This is a genomic window from Arthrobacter sp. UNC362MFTsu5.1 (genome assembly GCF_000685965.1).
Classification (GTDB): domain Bacteria; phylum Actinomycetota; class Actinomycetes; order Actinomycetales; family Micrococcaceae; genus Arthrobacter.
The window spans coordinates 180220-196197 of sequence record NZ_JMLE01000007.1 but is presented as its reverse complement, the minus strand read 5'-3'; the positions used below and the strand labels follow the sequence as shown (position 1 = coordinate 196197).

Below are 15978 nucleotides of genomic sequence, written 5' to 3'. Positions count from 1 at the left end.
CCCCACGGGGCCGGCCGGTGCGGAGCAAGGGTTACGGCGGTCATAGCGTGGGGGAAACGCCCGGTCCCATTCCGAACCCGGAAGCTAAGACCCACAGCGCCGATGGTACTGCACCCGGGAGGGTGTGGGAGAGTAGGTCACCGCCGGAACACCATTCAGGTCGAGAGCCCCAACCACACGGTTGGGGCTCTCCCACTTTAACCACCAACACACAACGCCGTTGCCGTCAGTCGAGCTCAGCTGGCCGGGTCGTACTGGAACTCCCGGACCTCTTGCGAGCAGCGGCAGGCGACGGCGATTTTCGCGGCCCACTCAAGTGCCGACTCCCGCGAGGGCAGCTCGAGAATGGTGTATCCGCCGTTGGGCACCTTGTGGCCCGGGTATGTACCTTCGGTGACGCTGCCGTCACCGGCCACGAGAACCGGGTCCACGCCCTCATTGATCCCGCCGCCGAAGACGTACACACCCGCCGCCTTGGCCTCCTCGATGACTGCATGTGAGGCTTCGACCACCGACTCGAAGTCCTCCTCGGGGATCACCATTGCCTCACCTGGGAACGAGATCAGGTACTTCGTCATTCGAGAACTCCTCTGCTCCGGCCTCGCCAACCGTCGCCTCGTCTCTGCGGCTCCGCCCTGGTGTCCAGACGATTATGGCCCCAGCCCCCGATAGTTGGTCAAGAGAGAGCGTCCGGGAAAAACCCGCAGGAAGTGAGAGAGCGTGCGGGGGCGGAACACCTGGTGCTCCACCTTCGTTGTACCCACGGGGCTTCGGGACGCCGGCCATCGGCACGCTCCATCATCGATTGGGAGACAGTTCATGACGGCACGAACCATCGTTATCACCGGAGCGAGCGACGGCATCGGCGCTTCCGCCGCGCGGACGCTGGCCAAGGCAGGGGAGCGGGTGGTCGTCGTCGGGCGTTCCGCGGCGAAGACCGAGGCGGTGGCACGGGAGATCGGCGCTGACTACTTCGTCAGCGATTTCGCTGACCTGTCCCAGGTGCGCACACTGGCGGCACAGCTGAAAGAGAAGTACCCGCGGATCGACGTGCTGGCGAACAACGCCGGCGGGATCATGGGCAAGCGTGAGCTGACCGTGGACGGCCACGAGAAGACGTTCCAAGTGAACCACCTGGCGCCGTTCCTGCTGACCAACGAGCTCATGGACGTGCTGACAGCAAGCACTGCGACAGTCATCAACACGTCGAGCGCGGCCAATGCGTTCGGTCACGTGGACCTTGAGGACCTGGACGCAGCCGGCAAGTACTCCACCAACAAGGCCTACGGCACCGCCAAGCTCGAAAACATCCTCTTCACCACCGAGCTGCATCACCGGTACAACGCCGCCGGAATCGCCACAGCCGCCTTCCACCCGGGCGGCGTCGCCACCAACTTCGCGGCAGAATCGACCAGCTGGTTCCGTTTCGCCTACAAGACATTCATCAAGCGGTTCATGCTCACCCCCGATCAGGGCGCCGACACCCTCGTGTGGCTTGCGACCACCACGCCGGGGCAGGACTGGGTCTCCGGCGCCTACTATGCCAAGCGGGCGCTGGCCAAAGCCAACAAGCAGGCCTACGACGCCGGGCTGGCCCGGCAACTGTGGGACCGCAGTGAGGCGCTGGTCAGCACTGACAAGATCGACCAGCGTAGCTAGACACTCAGGCCTCGAGGTGAACGCCCTGCAGCTCGTCAATGGCATCCGCCGAGCGGAGCAGCGAGAGCTCCAACCCTGATTCCGGTTCCGGATGGGAAAACAGATACCCCTGCAAGGAGTCGCAGTTCAGGTTGGTCAGGTAACCGGCCTGGGCCCCGGTCTCGATTCCTTCCGCTGTCACGGTCAGGCCCAGGCTGTGGGCCATGTTGATCATTGAGTTCAGGATGGGCAGTTTCTCCGCTCCGGTACGGACCATGGACACGAAGGAACGGTCTATCTTCACCGCGTCCACCGGAAGTTCCTGCAACCGCCCCAGTGAGGAGTAGCCGGTGCCGAAGTCGTCCAGCGCCACACGAACGCCGGCATCGCGGAGCGTGTTGAGTTGCCGGATCACGTGCGCGTCGGGATCAAAGAAGACGCTCTCCGTCACTTCCAGGACCAGCTGCCGCAGATCCGCCGCGCAGGAGGCTGCCAGCTGCAAGACACTCTCGGCGAACTGGCAGTCCTTGAGTTGCACTCCCGAAATGTTGACGGCAACAGAGCGTCCGGGATCTTCAGCCAGCCAGGGCTGGAGCTCAATGAAACTGTGCCGCATGACCTGCATGCCAATGGCCGAGATCAGGCCGCTGCGTTCTGCGGTCGGAATGAACTGTCCGGGCGGAATCATCTCACCGTCGCGTTTCCACCGGGCCAGGGCTTCAAACTGAACCACGGCGCCAATTTTCGGCGAAATCACCGGCTGGTAGTGGACCATGATCTGCCCGGCGTCGACGGCAAGACGGAGGCCGGCCTCCATGTCCGTCCGCTGGACCAGCGCCGTCATCATGGCCGGTTCGAACCTCATGTACCGGTTCTTTCCCGCCGCCTTCGCTGCGTACATGGCGACGTCGGCCTGTCGGAGCAGTTCGGAAGCCGCCACCCCGTCCTGGCCCGCGGAGGCCAGGCCCAGGCTGAGGCTGGGACGAAGCATGGTTCCGTCGATCCACATGGGGACATTCAAGGACGCCACGATGCGCTCCGCCACAGCATCCGGTTCAGGGGAGCCGGTCAGCAGGACCACGAACTCGTCTCCGCCAAGACGGGCCACGGTGTCGTCAGGACGGACGCAGGACCTCAGCCTGCGTGCCACTTCGGTCAGCATCTCGTCACCGGCATGGTGGCCAAGGATGTCGTTGACTTCCTTGAAATCGTCCAGATCCAGCAGCAGGACATCCACGGTCCCGGCCGGGCCTTCCCGGAGCGATTCAGCCAGCTGGTCATGGAACAGCTTGCGGTTGGCAAGCCCGGTCAGGGGGTCCTGGAACGCCAGGGCCTTGAGCTGGGCTGCCTGCTCGGCCAGATCGGCCATGGCCCGCTTCGCCTGGTCCTGGGCAGCAAGCCTGGGGGTCACGTCGCGGAAGCTCCAGACGCGGCCCACCACCTTGTCCGCCACCTTCTGCGCACGGGAGTACCGTTCGAAGGTCCGTCCATCGAGGAACTCCAGAACGTCGTTGCTCTCTGCCAGCGGGTCGGCATAGAGCTCCTGCACTTTGTCCAGGAACCCTTGAGGATTCTTCAGGAGCCCGAGCACATAGCCGATCACCGCCTTATCATCGTGCGTGGTCAGAAGCCCGCGGGGAATGCCCCACATGGACACGAACTGCTCGTTGACTCCGGCGATCTGGCCGTCCGTGCCGACAACGAGAATGCCGTCGGCCGTCGACTCAAGGGTGGCACTCAGCAGGGAGACCGCCTCCCGGAGTCCGTCGTCGGCGTCGTCGCGCGGGCGCGAGGCGCGGACCGTCACCGTCATGGACATTCCGGTCTGTGAGCGGAGCAAGGCGCAGGCCACCTCGCCGTGGATCTCCGTGCCGTCGCGTCGAAGGCCGTAGGCCTCAAACGGCGGGTTGTCAGCTGTGCCGCCGACGCGGCGCATGCCGTTGAACAGGCGTTGGAACCCCTCGCGGAAGCCCTCTGCCAGGATTGTCCGGTGGTCGCGGCCCACGAGCTCAGCGCGGGGGTAGCCGAACATGCGCTCCGCAGCACTGTTCATGAAACTGATCGTGCCGGATTCCCCGATGACTAACACGGCATCGGGCAGCGAATCGACGATGGCCTGGTAATCCCAGCCGGACACCGCCTCCGGTTCCTTGCCCTGCTGCGGCGCCATCACAGCACCCTAAAAAGAAAATGAGACCGCATGTGCTTCATGGAATGTCCTCCCCTCCGCACATCATAAAGGGCGTTGGGAAGAAGCGCTTGTCACATGGCAAATGGCGTCAGTGGATATGGAGACGACGGGCGCCGTGGCTCCCGGGCGGTCCATCCCCGCGGGCCTTGATCGCGCGCGCCAGGGCGTGGAACAGCTCCGCCGTGAACCGATACAGGCCAAGGGCTAGTGCCCGCACCCCCAGCAGGAGGAGTTGTACCAACCCCGCCACGATCAGGAGCAGCGCGGCGGGAATCAGGACTGGCAGCAGGGTCAGGAAAGCCAGGATGATGGCCGCAAGGTAGCCGGCGGCGTAACTGACGATCGTCGCCTGGTCCACCGGAACTTCGCCCCCAAACCTGGTTGCCCCGCCACCGGGGCTCGGCATGCCTTGCTTCTATAATAAGTACACTTATGAGTCTGGACCAGAGGTGGCGAAAGATACTTCGCCGCCGCGTGTGGGCACCGGACCGGTCCGCCGATCGCGTCCGGGGCCACTCACCCCGGACGCCAATCACGCGGTCAGCCGGGGACACGGGGTAGGCGAACAAAAAACCGTTTGGCAGTCTTGACGCTGATCACCGCGATTGCGGCGGCGCCACATCCAGCCGGGCCACGGCACCCGCAGAGAGCCCCGTCCCCAAGCCGCGGACCGTCCAGCCTTCCGCCTGCCAGGCCGCAGCGTCCAGCACATTGCGTGCGTCCAGCACCGTCCGCCGTCGTACTAGCGCCCCTGCATCCGCTGGCGACAGCGTCCGGTATTCGTCCCATTCCGTCAGCAGCAGCACCAGCTCGGCGCCCTCAAGCGCCCGGTCCTTGGAGGCTTCGAACCGCAGCTGAGGGTAACGCATCCAGGCATTGTTGATCGCCTTCGGATCCGTCACGGTCACATGTGCGCCGGCTTCTGCCAACTGCAGGGCCACGTCCAAGGCAGGGGAGTCGCGGATATCGTCCGTGTTCGGCTTGAACGCCGCACCCAGCACCGTCACCGTCCGCCCGGCCAGGCTGCCGCCGCAGAGCTCGCGGGCGATGTCCGCCGTCCTCGACCGCTGGCTTAGGTTGATGGCATCCACCGTGCCCATCCAGTCGTCCACCGATCCCACACCCAGCGCCGCGGCCTGGGTCCGGAAGCTGCGGATGTCCTTGGGCAGGCAGCCGCCGCCGAAGCCCAGCCCGGCATGCAGGTACCGGCTGCCGATCCGCGGATCCAGCCCCATCGCCTCACCCAGTTCGGTGACGTCCGCGCCGGAGGCATCGCACAGCTCGGCCATCGCATTGATGAAGCTGACCTTCGTGGCCAGGTAAGCGTTCGACGCCGACTTGATCAGTTCCGCGGTGGCAAAGTTGCTCACCAGCCGTGGAATTCCGGTGCGCAGCAGCGGCTCGTACACGGCATCCAGGGCCGCCGTCACACCGCGGCCGGCGCCGCTTGTCCGGTGGAACGCGGCAGCCCTGCCGCCCGGCACACCGTAGACCAGGCGGTCCGGCACCAGCGAATCCTTCACGGCCGTGCCCTGCCGCAGGAACTCCGGGTTCCAGCCGAGCAGCACATCCGGGCGCCCGGACAGGATGCCGGCCAGCATCTCGACCGTCCCCACCGGCACCGTGGACTTACCCACGACGGCGGAGCCCCGGCCCAGGTGCGGACGGAGGCTTTCGGTGGCGGCGAGCAGGTAGCTGAGGTCGGCGCCGCCGGACGTCTTGGACTGCGGGGTGCCAACACAGAGGAAGTGCACCTCGGCGCCGGCCGCATCCGCGAAATCCGTGGAGAACGTAAGCAGGCCTGTGGCCCGGCCATCATGGAGCAGCTCGTCCAGGCCCGGCTCGAAAAACGGTGCGAAACCGCGGGCCAGCTGCTCCACCTTGGCGGCGTCGACGTCGATGCCCACCACGGTGTGGCCCATCGACGCCAGCGTTGCCGCGTGAACTGCGCCAAGGTAGCCGCAGCCGATGACGGAAATTTTCACAGTATTGCTCCTCGTTGGGTTTCGACAGGCTCAACCACCGGGACTCGGGTGGTGCTGACAGGCTCAACCGCTCGTCTGGTGCCGGCAGGCTCAACCACTGCGTCACCGGCGATCACCGCGCGGTAATGGCGGACCAGCTCCGCGCTCAACGCCGGCCACGTCCGTCCCTGGACCGACGCGTGGGCTGCCGCGGCAAACGCGCGTCGCTTGGCGTCGTCGCCCATCAGGTCCATGACATGGGCACGCAGCCCGGCAAGGTCGCCCGGTTTGTACAGCCAGCCGGTGCGGGAATTCTCCACCAGATCCAGCGGGCCGCCACGGCCCGTGGCCACCACCGGCACACCCGATGCCATGGCCTCCTGGATGGTCTGGCAGAAGGTCTCGAACTCGCCCGGATGCACGAACAGGTCGAAGGACGCCACCGCCCTGGCCAGCTGCTCGCCGCCCAGGAACCCCGCAAACACGGCGTTCGGCAGGGCTTCCTGCAGCGCCTCGCGCTGCGGACCGTCGCCAACGATCACCAGCCGGGTGCCCGGCACGTCGGCCAGCACGGCCAGGTCCTCCACCTGCTTTTCAACGGCCAGCCGGCCCACATAGCCGATGATCCGCTCGCCGTCCGGGGCGACGGATGCCCGCCACCCGTCGTCGCGCTTTCCCGGCGCAAACCGCGCGGTATCCACACCGCGCCGCCACATGTCCACCCGCAATACCCCGCGGCCGCGCAGTTGGTTCAGCGCGAAAGTGGACGGCACCAGCGTCCGGGAAGCCAGCAGGTGGATGTTCTCCACCCGGTTCCAGGCCCAGTTCTCCATGAACGGCACTCCGTAGCGCGCCGCGTAGCTGGGCACCTCGGTCTGGTAGATCGCCACCGTGGGAATGCCCAGTTGGTGGGCCGCCTGCACCGCCCGCCAGCCAAGCACGAACGGGGATGCGAGGTGGACAACGTCCGGCGCGTAATCGGCAAGGATTCTCTTGACCCGGTTCACACCGCCCAACGCCACCCGCACGTTCGTGTACCCGGCCAGCGGCACGGACGGAAGCCGGTGCACGAACGCGCCGTGCACCACGTCCAGGACCTCTGTGTCCTGTGTCGACGGGGCGATCACCATCACGTCATCGCCCCTCTCCTGCAGATGCTCAAGCACCCGAAGGATGGAGTGTGTCACCCCGTTCATCAGTGGCAGGAATGATTCAGCAACAATTGCGATCCTCACCCCTCCACGGTGCGGGCGGTGCGTTGCGCCGAGGGGGAGCGGGTATGACGGGCAAGGGAAGGTTGGGTTAACAGCGGGGCCCGGTAACTTACAGGGCCCGGACGCTGCCCCTTGACACCCCCAGGCAGACAAGGGACAGCATCCGGACCGGCCTGATGATCAGCGGCCTGCCGCCGAACCCGCCCGGCCCATGGGGTCGGGCCAGTTGCCGATGCGGTCCTGCATGGCGTCGGGCCACCAACCGATGCGGGCGTTCATGGGGTCGGGCCAGTTGCCGATGCGGTCCTGCATGGCGTCGGGCCACCAACCGATGCGGGCGTTCATGGGGTCCGGCCAGTTGCCGATGCGTGACTGGCCGGGTGCTGAGCGGACAATATCGGTGGCGCTGAAGAGCTGGGTGCTGACGGACATGACTTTTCTCCTGACTGAGTTTTGATTTCCGTACGCCGATGGCGTCGGTGGTGGCCATGTTCTGCCTGGAAAAGCGCAGAGGTGACCTGCTCAGTCGGGGGAAGACCCCGGATCAAATGACGGGCCCGCGGCGAGGATCAGGGCGGCGTCCGGCACGAGGCAGCGGCCGGCATCGTGCAGCGGATTCCAGAACCCGTCGACGTCGCCCGACGCCTCGGCACCGGCGCTGCCCGTGCCTGAGGACGCGGAGCCGGACTGGTTCTGGACGCCGGCGAATCGGAGCCCCGCGTCGCGCGCCGGTTCCTCGGCCGGCGTCGGCCCGGCGGAAACCAAGTAACCGACGGTTGCTGCCAGCACTCGCGCTCCGTGTGTATTCGCCAGGAACTGCAACGGAGAAAGCGCGCTCCTGACCAGCTGCGTAACAGCTGGGAATCCTGCGGGCTGCCCCGCGCCTGAGCGGGAGGCTGCCTCCACGCCGCCGGCAGCGGCCGCCGGTTGTGAGCGAACGTCCGACGCCGGAACCCGGGTACCGCGTGAGTGACCGGGCGCGGCCTTGTCCGGCTTCTGCCCTGGAACCTGGGGCGGCACCTGTGGCCGTGGAAGAGTGGACACCGGGTCCGTCGGAAATGGCACCGCCGGCACATGAAGGTCCGGCAGCGTGGACGCCAGGGAATCCACCACGGAGACGGTCTTGTCCACGGTGCCGGTCACCGTATCTGTGACTGTGTCTGTGACCGTTTTGACGAGTGGCGCGGCCGGAAGGATCGGAGCGGCCGTGTCCATCACGTCGCTGACCACTTGAGATGTCCCGCTGAGCACAGGATCCACAACGTCCACGACGGTCTCAGCGGTGCGGACGGCCGGCAACGGCACAGTGACGGCGGGGGCTGGAACGTCCCGGACAGCCTGAACGGGAGGTTCGGGGGATTCCTGACCGGTGTGCGGCACCGCGGCCGGAACGATGTCCCGGACGAGCGATGCAGCGGCCTGCCCGATCCCGCCCAGCGGGTCCGGAGCGTCAGAGGCGGCATTCGCCGGGCCGGCGGCCAACGCCAGCCAGGAACCTGTCAGAACGACGGCGAGCAGCAGCGGGCGCACGGAAGACCGGCAACGATCACGGAAAGTACGCACCATCCAGATCACCCCCCAGAGGCAATGGAAAATCAGGATACGCCCGGAGCTGTCTGACCGTCCAGACCTTCGCGCTCGGCAGCTGAAACGGGGCGCCGTAAAATTGGTGTTAGAGGTGTTCCAGAGATGTCCGGGCCAATCGTCGTCGTCCTGATTTTCCTTGCCGTCGTTGCCCTGCTGGGGGTGATCTGCACGGTGGTGGTGGTCCTGCGCGACGGCCGCGGGATCCTGCCGCGGGAAGAGTCCGAGCGGCCCTGGATGGCGGGCAACCTGCCCAGTGTTCCGTACTCCATCTGGCGGTTCTGACCCAGGCTGGCGCCTGAAGCGGGACTCAGCGCCCGCCGTCGTGCCTTAACACCTCCGGCAGTTCGTCCACATAGACGGTCTGCGGCGGATCAAAATAGATCACCAGCACCTCGTCGCCCACTGCATACACGCTGGTCTTGTCGAACGGGTGGGCATGGAAGGCCATGGTGCCGCCGAGGTAGGGCAGCATGACTTCGCCGATGGTGCCCGGGCCGATGCGTCCGGTCACCCGGCCGATCTTGCCGGTAAGGCTACGGTCGACGTCCTTACGCATCAGGGGCTTTCGCCGGACGTTTGCCTTCCCGGGTGTTTCTCAGCGCCGAAGAGAGGGCCGGGAGGTAGTCGCCCACCTGGGCGAGGATGCCGCCGAGCATCTTGTTGACGCCTTCCCCGCCGTTGAGCACCGTCATCTGTCCCACGTGCGAGAACGGTTCCGCCGCAGCAGCGATGATGGCCGGCATGTTCTCGGCGAGCTGCTGCGAAATGACGGCGTCCTGGTTGGTTCCCAGGGCCTCGGCCCGTGCCTTGATGCCCTCCGCCTCCGCCAGCGCCTTCGCCTTGATGGCCGACGCGGCAGCATCACCGCGCGCCCGGGTGGCCGCGGCTTCCGCCTCGCCGGTGACCTTGGTCGCCCCTGCCGCGGCCGCAGCTGCGGTGGCATTTGCCTGCGCCTGGAGTTCCGTCCGGCGGGCGTTCACCTGGGCTTCGAGTTCGGTGCGGCGGGCCAGCGCCTCGGCGGCACTGATGTCCGCCGCCTTCTGGCCCTCGGCGTCCGTCCGCTTGGCGTAGGCCTTGGCGTCGGCGGGCTTGCGGATGGTGGTCTGGAGCTTCTGCTCTTCCCGGTCGGCCTCAAGCTTGGCCACCTCGGTTTCCTGGACCACCACCTGCTGCCGCGCGGTTGCATCCGCCAGCGGCCCCGCCTGGGCGGCGTTGGCCTTGGCCCGTTCGGCATTGGCCTGCGCCACGGACTGCCGGATGGCCGAAACACTCTGGGCATCAGCAATGAGCGCCGCTGCCTCCGCTTCCTTCTCCGCCGCCTCACGGTTCCTGGTGGCCTCGGCGATGCGGGCTTCCATCTTCACCTGGGCGATGTGCGGCTTGGCGATGTTCTGGATGTAGCCCGTGGGGTCCTGCAGGTCCTTGATCTGGAGCGAATCCACAACCAGGCCCAGCTTCTCCATCTCCACGCCGCTGGCGCTGCGGACCTGCGAACCGAGCTTGTCCCGCTCGCGGATGATTTCCTCCACGGTCATGCTGCCGATGATCGACCTCAGGTGCCCTTCAAAGACGTTATAGACCTGGCTTTCCATTTTGGGCTGCTGGCCCAGAAAGCGCCTGGCTGCATTTGCAATGAAGGGCGGGGCATCGCCGATTTTGTAAATAACAACACCCTCCACAATTACCTGTATGCCCTGCGAGGTAACACAGGAAACTTTGAGCTCAGTTTCGTTCAGCGTGAGTGACAGGGTCCGTACTGTCTGAAGCCCGGGAAAGACCAGCGCACCCTTGCCGGTGACAATCTTGAAGTCCATTCCGGCCCGTGTTTCCAAGGTTCCACGGGTCAATCCGGAGATGATCAGGGCCTCGTTGGGTTCAGCCACCTTCCACATCAGCTTTATTGCCACCCAGATAAAGCCGACGATGAGAACCGCGCCGATGATGGCGGCAATTAGCGGGAAGAATGCTGATAGATCCGGCATGGCCAGGTCCTTTCGAGGATGTGGATCAGGCATTTCGGTAAAGCCCCAATATTCCAGCTGGTCGTTCCTGGAAGGCCGGAATGCGGGTAATTCCGGACGGCCGGGCCAGCTGTTGTAGACAGTCTGATCGGCGCCTGCCGTGAAGTCCAGCAATTCGGCGGGACAGGGGGAGGAAGGCCCCTGTTATGGTGCCCGCAGCTGTGGAAGGGTGGGACATGGGTCCGAGGTCTGATCCGGAGAGGACATTTGCCATGCGTGGAATTTCCGGATGGGCCCTCCGGGTCGCGTGGGAGACCTGGCGGGCTGAGCGCGGCGGGCCGGAGGCGTTCAACCGCCTGCAGCAGGCCCGGCTTTCGGCACTCGTGGAGTTCGCCCGGTCCGCCTCGCCGTACTACCGCCGCCTCTACCGGGATCTCCCGGACACGGTCAACGAGCCGGCCCAGCTGCCGCCGGTGGGCAAACGGGACCTGATGGCGAACTTCGACGACTGGGTGACGGACCCGCACATCACGTTGGCGAAGCTGAAGTCGGAACTGCTCTCCGACCTGTCACGGCTGGGCAGCCTCTACCGCGGGCAGTACCTGGTGGTGACCACGTCCGGCACATCAGGTGAGCCGGCCGTCCTGATCCATGACAGGTTCTCCTGGGTGATGGTGAACGTGGTGGTCCGGATCCGGGAACGCCGCAATCTGGTGAGGGCTTCGGAAGTGCGGGACTTCCTGTTCCGGGGGCTGCGGGCGGCGGCCCTCGTGGCGTCTGGCGGCCACTTCGCCGGCGTCGTTTTGACCGAAAACGCCCGACGGCGGGCCCCCGCCATTGCGCGGCGTCTCAGGGTCTTCTCGGTGCTGAGGCCGTTGTCTGAGCTGGTGGCGGAACTGAACACCTTCAAGCCGACCCTGCTCTTCGGCTATCCGAGCGCGGTGATCCAGCTGGCCGCGGAGCAAAAGGCCGGGCGGCTCAGGATCCGGCCCGTGCTGGTCATTTGTTCCGGCGAGAACCTGTCCGCCAGCGGACAGGCAGCCATCGAAGCGGCGTTCGGCTGCCGGGTCACCCAGCGCTATCTTTCCTCGGAGGTCCCGGCGCTGACCAGCCAGTGCCGGCACGGCGCCTTCCACGTCAATACGGACTGGTACATCCTCGAACCCGTGGACGCGGACTACGCGCCGGTCCCGGCCGGCACCACCTCCCACACGGTACTCGTCACCAACCTGGCCAACCGGGTGCAGCCGCTGATCCGCTACGACCTCGGGGACCGGGTCACGCTCGCCACGGAACCGTGCCCGTGCGGCAGCCCGTTTCCGGCCGTGAGTATCGACGGCCGGACGGGGGACCTTGTCTCCTTTGCGGCAGCGGACGGGAGCGCCGTGACAGTCCTGCCGCTCGCACTCGGCACGGTGATCGAGGAGACACCCGGAGTGCGCAGGTTCCAGGCCATCCGCACTGGACCGGGGAACCTGACGGTCCGGCTCGAGGTCCTGCCGGGTGCAGCCGTGGCTTTGGTACGCACGGCGGTGACGGAGCGGTTGGACGAGTACTTCGCCGCCGTTGGCGCCGGACCGGTGGCGGTTGAGCATGCGGACGAGCTGCCCCGGCCGGACCGCAGCGGCAAGTTCCGGCAGGTCTGGTCCGTGCGGTGAGCTGACGGGAGGGGCGGGTGGAGCGCGAACGGACAGTTGCGGCCCCAAAAAGCGGGGCCGCAACTGTCCGTTCGCGCTGGATTAGTGGGCGGGTTCTTGCTCCGGGACCTGGGCCACCACAGGGTGGTCGCGGCCCAGGTTGCCCAAGGGTGAGGCGCCCTGCGGCGACCCCAGCTCTTCGAAGAACTCCACGTTGGCACGGATGTAGTCGGCCCACTCGTCGGGAATGTCGTCCGAATAGTAGATCGCCTCCACCGGACACACCGGATCGCACGCTCCGCAGTCCACGCATTCGGACGGGTGGATGTACAGCGAGCGTTCACCCTCGTAGATGCAGTCCACCGGGCATTCCTCGATGCAGGCTTTATCCTTCACATCCACGCAAGGCTGGGCGATCACATACGTCATGGTGCGCTACACACCCGTGTAAACGGTTTTGCCCCAGGTGAAGAAGTCCAGCGCGGACTTTCCCTGCTCGCGGAACGTGTTGGTGGAGGAGTCCTTTACACCGCCGAACGGCACATTCAGGTCCAGGCCCGCCGTCGGCCGGTTGACCTTGACCACGCCGGCCTGGGCCCGCGCGGCGAAGTCGGTGGCGAGCTTCAGCGAATCGGTGCAGATGCCTGCGGTGAGGCCGTAGCGGGAGTCGTTGATCGCGGCCAGTCCGGCTTCGTAGTCGGCCACTTCGAGGACCGCCACCACGGGCCCGAAGATTTCCTCGGTCACGGCGTCGTCGTCGAACGGCAGGTCCGTCAGCACGGCAGCCGGGAAGTGCAGCGGACGGTCCGCGTCGCCGTCGTGCGTTTCGTCCAGGATCCCGGAGCCGGCCAGCAGGGTGGCTCCGCGTTCGACGGCGGAGCGCACCGCCGCGGTGTTCTGCGCGAACTGCTGGCTGCTCACCACGGCCCCCATCCGGACAGCGTCCGGACCATCAGCGTCCATGCCGTCACCGGGGGTGTAGGCGGCGGCTTCCTCGGTGAGCGCGTCCAGGAACGCGGCGCGGATGCCCGGGGTGACGTAGACGCGGGAGGTTGCGGTGCAGGCCTGGCCGGTGAGGCCGAACGCGCCGGCGGCCACCACTTTGGCGGCCTGGCGGGCGTCGGCGTCGTCGAGGACCAGGACGCCGTTCTTGCCGCCCATTTCCAGCTGCACCCTGGCGCGGCGGGCGTTGAGGATCTCCTGCAGGCCCAGCCCCACGTTGGTGGAACCGGTGAAGGAGAGCCCGGCGATGCGCGGGTCGCGGGCCAGGGCGTCGCCCACCACGCGGCCCTTGCCGTGCACCACGTTGAACACGCCGGCGGGGAGTCCGGCGTCCTGGAGGGCACGGGCCAGGTGGGTGGCGGAGAGCGGGGTGAGCTCGGCCGGCTTGATGACCACGGCGTTGCCGCTGATCAGCGCCGGGGCGGACTTCCAGGCCGGGATGGCGATGGGGAAGTTCCACGGCGTGATCAGCCCCACGACGCCGAGCGGCTCGCGGCGGGTGGTGACGGTGGTGTCCGGCAGTCCGCTGGGCAGCACTTCGCCGGTGGCGGCCCAGCCGAGCGAGCCGAAGAAGCGCAGCACGTCCGAGGCACGCTTGACCTCGCCCTTGGCCTCGGCGAGGGTCTTGCCTTCTTCACGGACCAGGTCTTCGGCGATGGCGCTCTGGCGTTCGATCAGCAGGTTGCCGGCGGTGATGAGGATGGCGCCGCGGGAGGGGGCGGGCAGCGCTGCCCATCCCGGCTGCGCTGCCGCGGCGGCCGTGATGGCGGCGTCCACGTCCGCGGCGGTGCCGCTGGGGGAGAGGGCTGCGAGTTCGCCCGGGCGGGCCGGGTTCATCCGCTCGGTGTCCGCCTCGCCCAGCCATTCGCCGTTGATGAGGTGCCGGGCGGTGATGAGTTCGCGGCCGGTGGAAGTGGGGGTGGTGGCGTCGGTGGCTGTGGAAGTCATGGGGTTCCTTTGGGAATCGTGGGGAAGTAGGGGAGCTACAGGCTGCGGATCAGGCCGCCGTCGCAGCGGAGCGCGACGCCGGTGATGTACGACGCCGGGGCGCTGCAGAGGAACGCGGCGGCGGCGCCGAACTCCTCCGGCTCGCCATAGCGGCGGGCGGGGATGGTTTTGCGTGACTCGAGCTGGATGTCCTCAACGGTGGTGCCGCGGCGCTTGGCGGCGGCCTGGTCCAGTTCGGCCACCCGGTCCGTGGCGATCCGGCCGGGGAGGAGCATGTTGACCGTGACGGAGTCCAGGGCAACCTCTGCGGCGAGGGTCTTGAGGTAGCCGGCCAGCGCGGCCCGGCCGGTGTTGGACACGGCCAGGTTGGGCAGCGGGGCCACCACTCCGCTGGAGCCGACGGCGAGGATGCGGCCCCAGCGCCGCTCCCGCATGCCGGGAAGCACCTGGGAGATGAGCGCGTGGTGCGGTTTGACCAGGAGCTCGAAGGCGGCGGCGATGTCCTCGGAGCTGAGCGTCGCCGCGGCGCCGGGCTTGGGGCCGGGACCGTTGAGCACCAGGATGTCGATGGGACCGAGGTCCGCCACGGTCTGTTCGACGGCGGACTCGATGCCTTCCGGGGTGGTCAGGTCCGCTTCGATGGCGATGGCTCCTGTGCCATACGCCGTGTGCAGGTCCGCGGCGATTTCCTTGGCGCGGTCGCGGCGGCGGCCGATGACTGCCACGCGGACGCCTTCGGCGGACAAAGCGCGGGCAACGGCGAGGCCCAGGCCGCCGGTTGAGGCGGCCACGAGGGCGGTTTTTCCGGCGATTCCGAGGTCCATCAGTAACTCCCTACAGAGGTGTGTTCGTGGGTTGCAGCTGACTCAAGCGCAGCAGCAGCTTCCCGCAGGTGCGTAAGCATGCTGTAGCGCAGCTTCTCCGGGAACTCCGCGGCCGGAGCCCGGACGCCCGAATCCTTGATGAGTCCGCGCTTCCGCAGGCATTCCTTGCGGACGGCCAGTGCGATTTTGGCCTGCTGCTCGAAGTTGATCAGCGGCAGGTAGGGCAGCAACTGGTCCCGCGCGGCTTCGTATCCGTCGCGCTGCCACGCCCGGACACAGGCAATCAATGCTTCGGGATAGGAGAAACCGGTCATGGCGCCCGCTGCGCCGGCCATCAGCTCGTCCAGCAGGCCCTGCCCGCCCAGCCCGCCGAAAACGGAGACCCTGCCCACCAGCGCGGCCGTCAGTTCTGCGATGGCCACACTGGTGGGCGGGGCTTCGGCCTTCACCGCGACCACGAAACTGCACCACTTCACGACGGAAATGAGGGCCTGGGTGCTGATGCTGACGCCGCTGGCCAGCGGATAGTCCTGCAGGACCACCTTCGCGCCGGTGGCCCGGTGGATGGCGTCCAGGTGTGCGATCACTGCTTCGGGCCTGGCGGAGTTGGCCTGTACCATCACGGCCGCGAGGCGCTCGCCGGCCACGGCCTGGGCCGCTGTGATCTCGTCGATGGCGGGCCGGGTGGCCAGGGCGGTGATGCCCACCACCAGTGGTAGGTCCGTGCATTCGACGGCGATTTCGAGCACCTGGCGCCGCTCCTCCGCGGTGAGGGCCGCGGCTTCGCCGAACACGCCGAGGACCGTCAGCCCCGTGGCGCCGATGGCTTCGTAGTGCTCCACCAATTCGGACAGGCTGTCCAGGTCCACGTCCAGGGTGCTGCCCTGGAAGGGGGTTGCCACCACGCCCCAGACGCCGGGCGCCAGGGAATCGCGTTCCTGTGGTTCGCGGGTATCTGTCCCGGTTGCGTCGTTCAGTGATCCAGTCATGGAATCCTCCTCGAAATTGTTGC

The 15978-nt window shown here is 66.9% G+C and carries 16 protein-coding genes and 1 rRNA gene; 4 read left to right on the top strand and 13 right to left on the bottom strand.

Translation table 11 applies throughout. The features are described 5' to 3' along the window. Positions 1-32 precede the first annotated feature (32 nt). A 5S ribosomal RNA gene (gene rrf, locus BS38_RS0109305) occupies positions 33-149 on the top strand. Between the two features lie 87 nt (positions 150-236). Here the strand turns inward: rrf and BS38_RS0109300 are convergent. Further along, positions 237-578, bottom strand: coding sequence for a YciI family protein (locus BS38_RS0109300; RefSeq protein ID WP_028270553.1), 342 nt, complete (start codon positions 576-578; stop codon positions 237-239). Positions 579-819: 241 nt separating this feature from the next. On the opposite strand from BS38_RS0109300, the gene BS38_RS0109295 reads away from it, so the two are divergent. Next, entirely contained in the window at positions 820-1659 is an 840-nt protein-coding gene (locus BS38_RS0109295) for an SDR family NAD(P)-dependent oxidoreductase (protein ID WP_028270552.1), read from the top strand. Positions 1660-1663: 4 nt separating this feature from the next. On the opposite strand, the gene BS38_RS0109290 is transcribed toward BS38_RS0109295, so the two are convergent. From BS38_RS0109290 to BS38_RS0109265, 6 genes are all read right to left on the bottom strand, one after another. Next, entirely contained in the window at positions 1664-3808 is a 2145-nt protein-coding gene (locus tag BS38_RS0109290; RefSeq protein ID WP_051628817.1) for a putative bifunctional diguanylate cyclase/phosphodiesterase, read from the bottom strand. A gap of 109 nt (positions 3809-3917) precedes the next feature. Then, on the bottom strand, positions 3918-4235 hold the full coding sequence (locus tag BS38_RS0109285; RefSeq protein WP_028270550.1) for a hypothetical protein: 318 nt from the start codon (positions 4233-4235) through the stop codon (positions 3918-3920). Positions 4236-4425: 190 nt separating this feature from the next. Further along, a complete protein-coding gene (locus BS38_RS0109280) occupies positions 4426-5814 on the bottom strand; it encodes a UDP-glucose dehydrogenase family protein (RefSeq protein ID WP_028270549.1) in 1389 nt (462 codons plus the stop codon). Further along, positions 5811-7028 carry a glycosyltransferase family 4 protein gene (locus tag BS38_RS24800; protein WP_051628807.1) on the bottom strand — a complete coding sequence of 406 codons (1218 nt, stop codon included), beginning with the start codon at positions 7026-7028 and terminating at the stop codon, positions 5811-5813. Before BS38_RS24800 ends, BS38_RS0109280 begins: the two co-directional genes overlap by 4 nt. 159 nt (positions 7029-7187) lie before the next feature. After that, positions 7188-7439: a hypothetical protein gene (locus BS38_RS24795; RefSeq protein ID WP_043438177.1), complete on the bottom strand. Its 252-nt coding sequence runs from the start codon at positions 7437-7439 to the stop codon at positions 7188-7190. Positions 7440-7529: 90 nt separating this feature from the next. Continuing rightward, positions 7530-8537, bottom strand: a complete 1008-nt coding sequence (locus BS38_RS0109265; RefSeq protein WP_028270548.1) for a hypothetical protein — start codon at positions 8535-8537, stop codon at positions 7530-7532. Between the two features lie 159 nt (positions 8538-8696). On the opposite strand from BS38_RS0109265, the gene BS38_RS24790 reads away from it, so the two are divergent. After that, the gene (locus BS38_RS24790) at positions 8697-8876 is read left to right on the top strand and encodes a hypothetical protein (RefSeq protein ID WP_043438175.1); all 180 of its coding nucleotides are present in this window, start codon (positions 8697-8699) and stop codon (positions 8874-8876) included. Positions 8877-8901: 25 nt separating this feature from the next. Here the strand turns inward: BS38_RS24790 and BS38_RS0109255 are convergent, their stop codons facing one another. Next, a complete protein-coding gene (locus BS38_RS0109255; protein ID WP_043438172.1) occupies positions 8902-9150 on the bottom strand; it encodes a hypothetical protein in 249 nt (82 codons plus the stop codon). Next, positions 9143-10576 carry a flotillin family protein gene (locus BS38_RS0109250; RefSeq protein WP_028270546.1) on the bottom strand — a complete coding sequence of 478 codons (1434 nt, stop codon included), beginning with the start codon at positions 10574-10576 and terminating at the stop codon, positions 9143-9145. The genes BS38_RS0109255 and BS38_RS0109250 overlap by 8 nt, the downstream gene beginning before the upstream one ends. A gap of 251 nt (positions 10577-10827) precedes the next feature. Between BS38_RS0109250 and BS38_RS0109245 the strand changes: the two genes are divergently transcribed. Continuing rightward, the gene (locus tag BS38_RS0109245) at positions 10828-12213 is read left to right on the top strand and encodes a phenylacetate--CoA ligase family protein (protein WP_028270545.1); all 1386 of its coding nucleotides are present in this window, start codon (positions 10828-10830) and stop codon (positions 12211-12213) included. Positions 12214-12294: 81 nt separating this feature from the next. On the opposite strand, the gene fdxA is transcribed toward BS38_RS0109245, so the two are convergent. Genes fdxA through BS38_RS0109225 form a run of 4 tightly spaced genes read right to left on the bottom strand, consistent with a single transcriptional unit; the run spans position 12295 to position 15955 of the window. Beyond that, positions 12295-12621 (bottom strand): ferredoxin, encoded by a 327-nt coding sequence (fdxA, locus tag BS38_RS0109240; RefSeq protein WP_028270544.1) that lies wholly within the window; start codon positions 12619-12621, stop codon positions 12295-12297. Between the two features lie 6 nt (positions 12622-12627). Then, positions 12628-14142 (bottom strand): aldehyde dehydrogenase family protein, encoded by a 1515-nt coding sequence (locus BS38_RS0109235; RefSeq protein ID WP_028270543.1) that lies wholly within the window; start codon positions 14140-14142, stop codon positions 12628-12630. 35 nt (positions 14143-14177) lie between these two features. Next, positions 14178-14966, bottom strand: a complete 789-nt coding sequence (locus BS38_RS0109230; protein WP_028270542.1) for an SDR family oxidoreductase — start codon at positions 14964-14966, stop codon at positions 14178-14180. Next, positions 14966-15955 carry a dihydrodipicolinate synthase family protein gene (locus BS38_RS0109225; protein WP_043438169.1) on the bottom strand — a complete coding sequence of 330 codons (990 nt, stop codon included), beginning with the start codon at positions 15953-15955 and terminating at the stop codon, positions 14966-14968. Before BS38_RS0109225 ends, BS38_RS0109230 begins: the two co-directional genes overlap by 1 nt. Between the last annotated feature and the right edge of the window lie 23 nt (positions 15956-15978).

Excerpts from the sequence above, each read along its gene's own strand:
- BS38_RS0109300 (WP_028270553.1), bottom strand. The coding sequence starts at position 578 with ATGACGAAGTACCTGATCTCGTTCCCAGGTGAGGCAATGGTGATCCCC.
- BS38_RS0109295 (WP_028270552.1), top strand. The coding sequence starts at position 820 with ATGACGGCACGAACCATCGTTATCACCGGAGCGAGCGACGGCATCGGC.
- BS38_RS0109290 (WP_051628817.1), bottom strand. The coding sequence starts at position 3,808 with ATGGCGCCGCAGCAGGGCAAGGAACCGGAGGCGGTGTCCGGCTGGGAT.
- BS38_RS0109285 (WP_028270550.1), bottom strand. The coding sequence starts at position 4,235 with ATGCCGAGCCCCGGTGGCGGGGCAACCAGGTTTGGGGGCGAAGTTCCG.
- BS38_RS24795 (WP_043438177.1), bottom strand. The coding sequence starts at position 7,439 with ATGTCCGTCAGCACCCAGCTCTTCAGCGCCACCGATATTGTCCGCTCA.
- BS38_RS24790 (WP_043438175.1), top strand. The coding sequence starts at position 8,697 with ATGTCCGGGCCAATCGTCGTCGTCCTGATTTTCCTTGCCGTCGTTGCC.
- BS38_RS0109255 (WP_043438172.1), bottom strand. The coding sequence starts at position 9,150 with ATGCGTAAGGACGTCGACCGTAGCCTTACCGGCAAGATCGGCCGGGTG.
- BS38_RS0109250 (WP_028270546.1), bottom strand. The coding sequence starts at position 10,576 with ATGCCGGATCTATCAGCATTCTTCCCGCTAATTGCCGCCATCATCGGC.
- BS38_RS0109245 (WP_028270545.1), top strand. The coding sequence starts at position 10,828 with ATGCGTGGAATTTCCGGATGGGCCCTCCGGGTCGCGTGGGAGACCTGG.
- fdxA (WP_028270544.1), bottom strand. The coding sequence starts at position 12,621 with ATGACGTATGTGATCGCCCAGCCTTGCGTGGATGTGAAGGATAAAGCC.
- BS38_RS0109235 (WP_028270543.1), bottom strand. The coding sequence starts at position 14,142 with ATGACTTCCACAGCCACCGACGCCACCACCCCCACTTCCACCGGCCGC.
- BS38_RS0109230 (WP_028270542.1), bottom strand. The coding sequence starts at position 14,966 with ATGGACCTCGGAATCGCCGGAAAAACCGCCCTCGTGGCCGCCTCAACC.
- BS38_RS0109225 (WP_043438169.1), bottom strand. The coding sequence starts at position 15,955 with ATGACTGGATCACTGAACGACGCAACCGGGACAGATACCCGCGAACCA.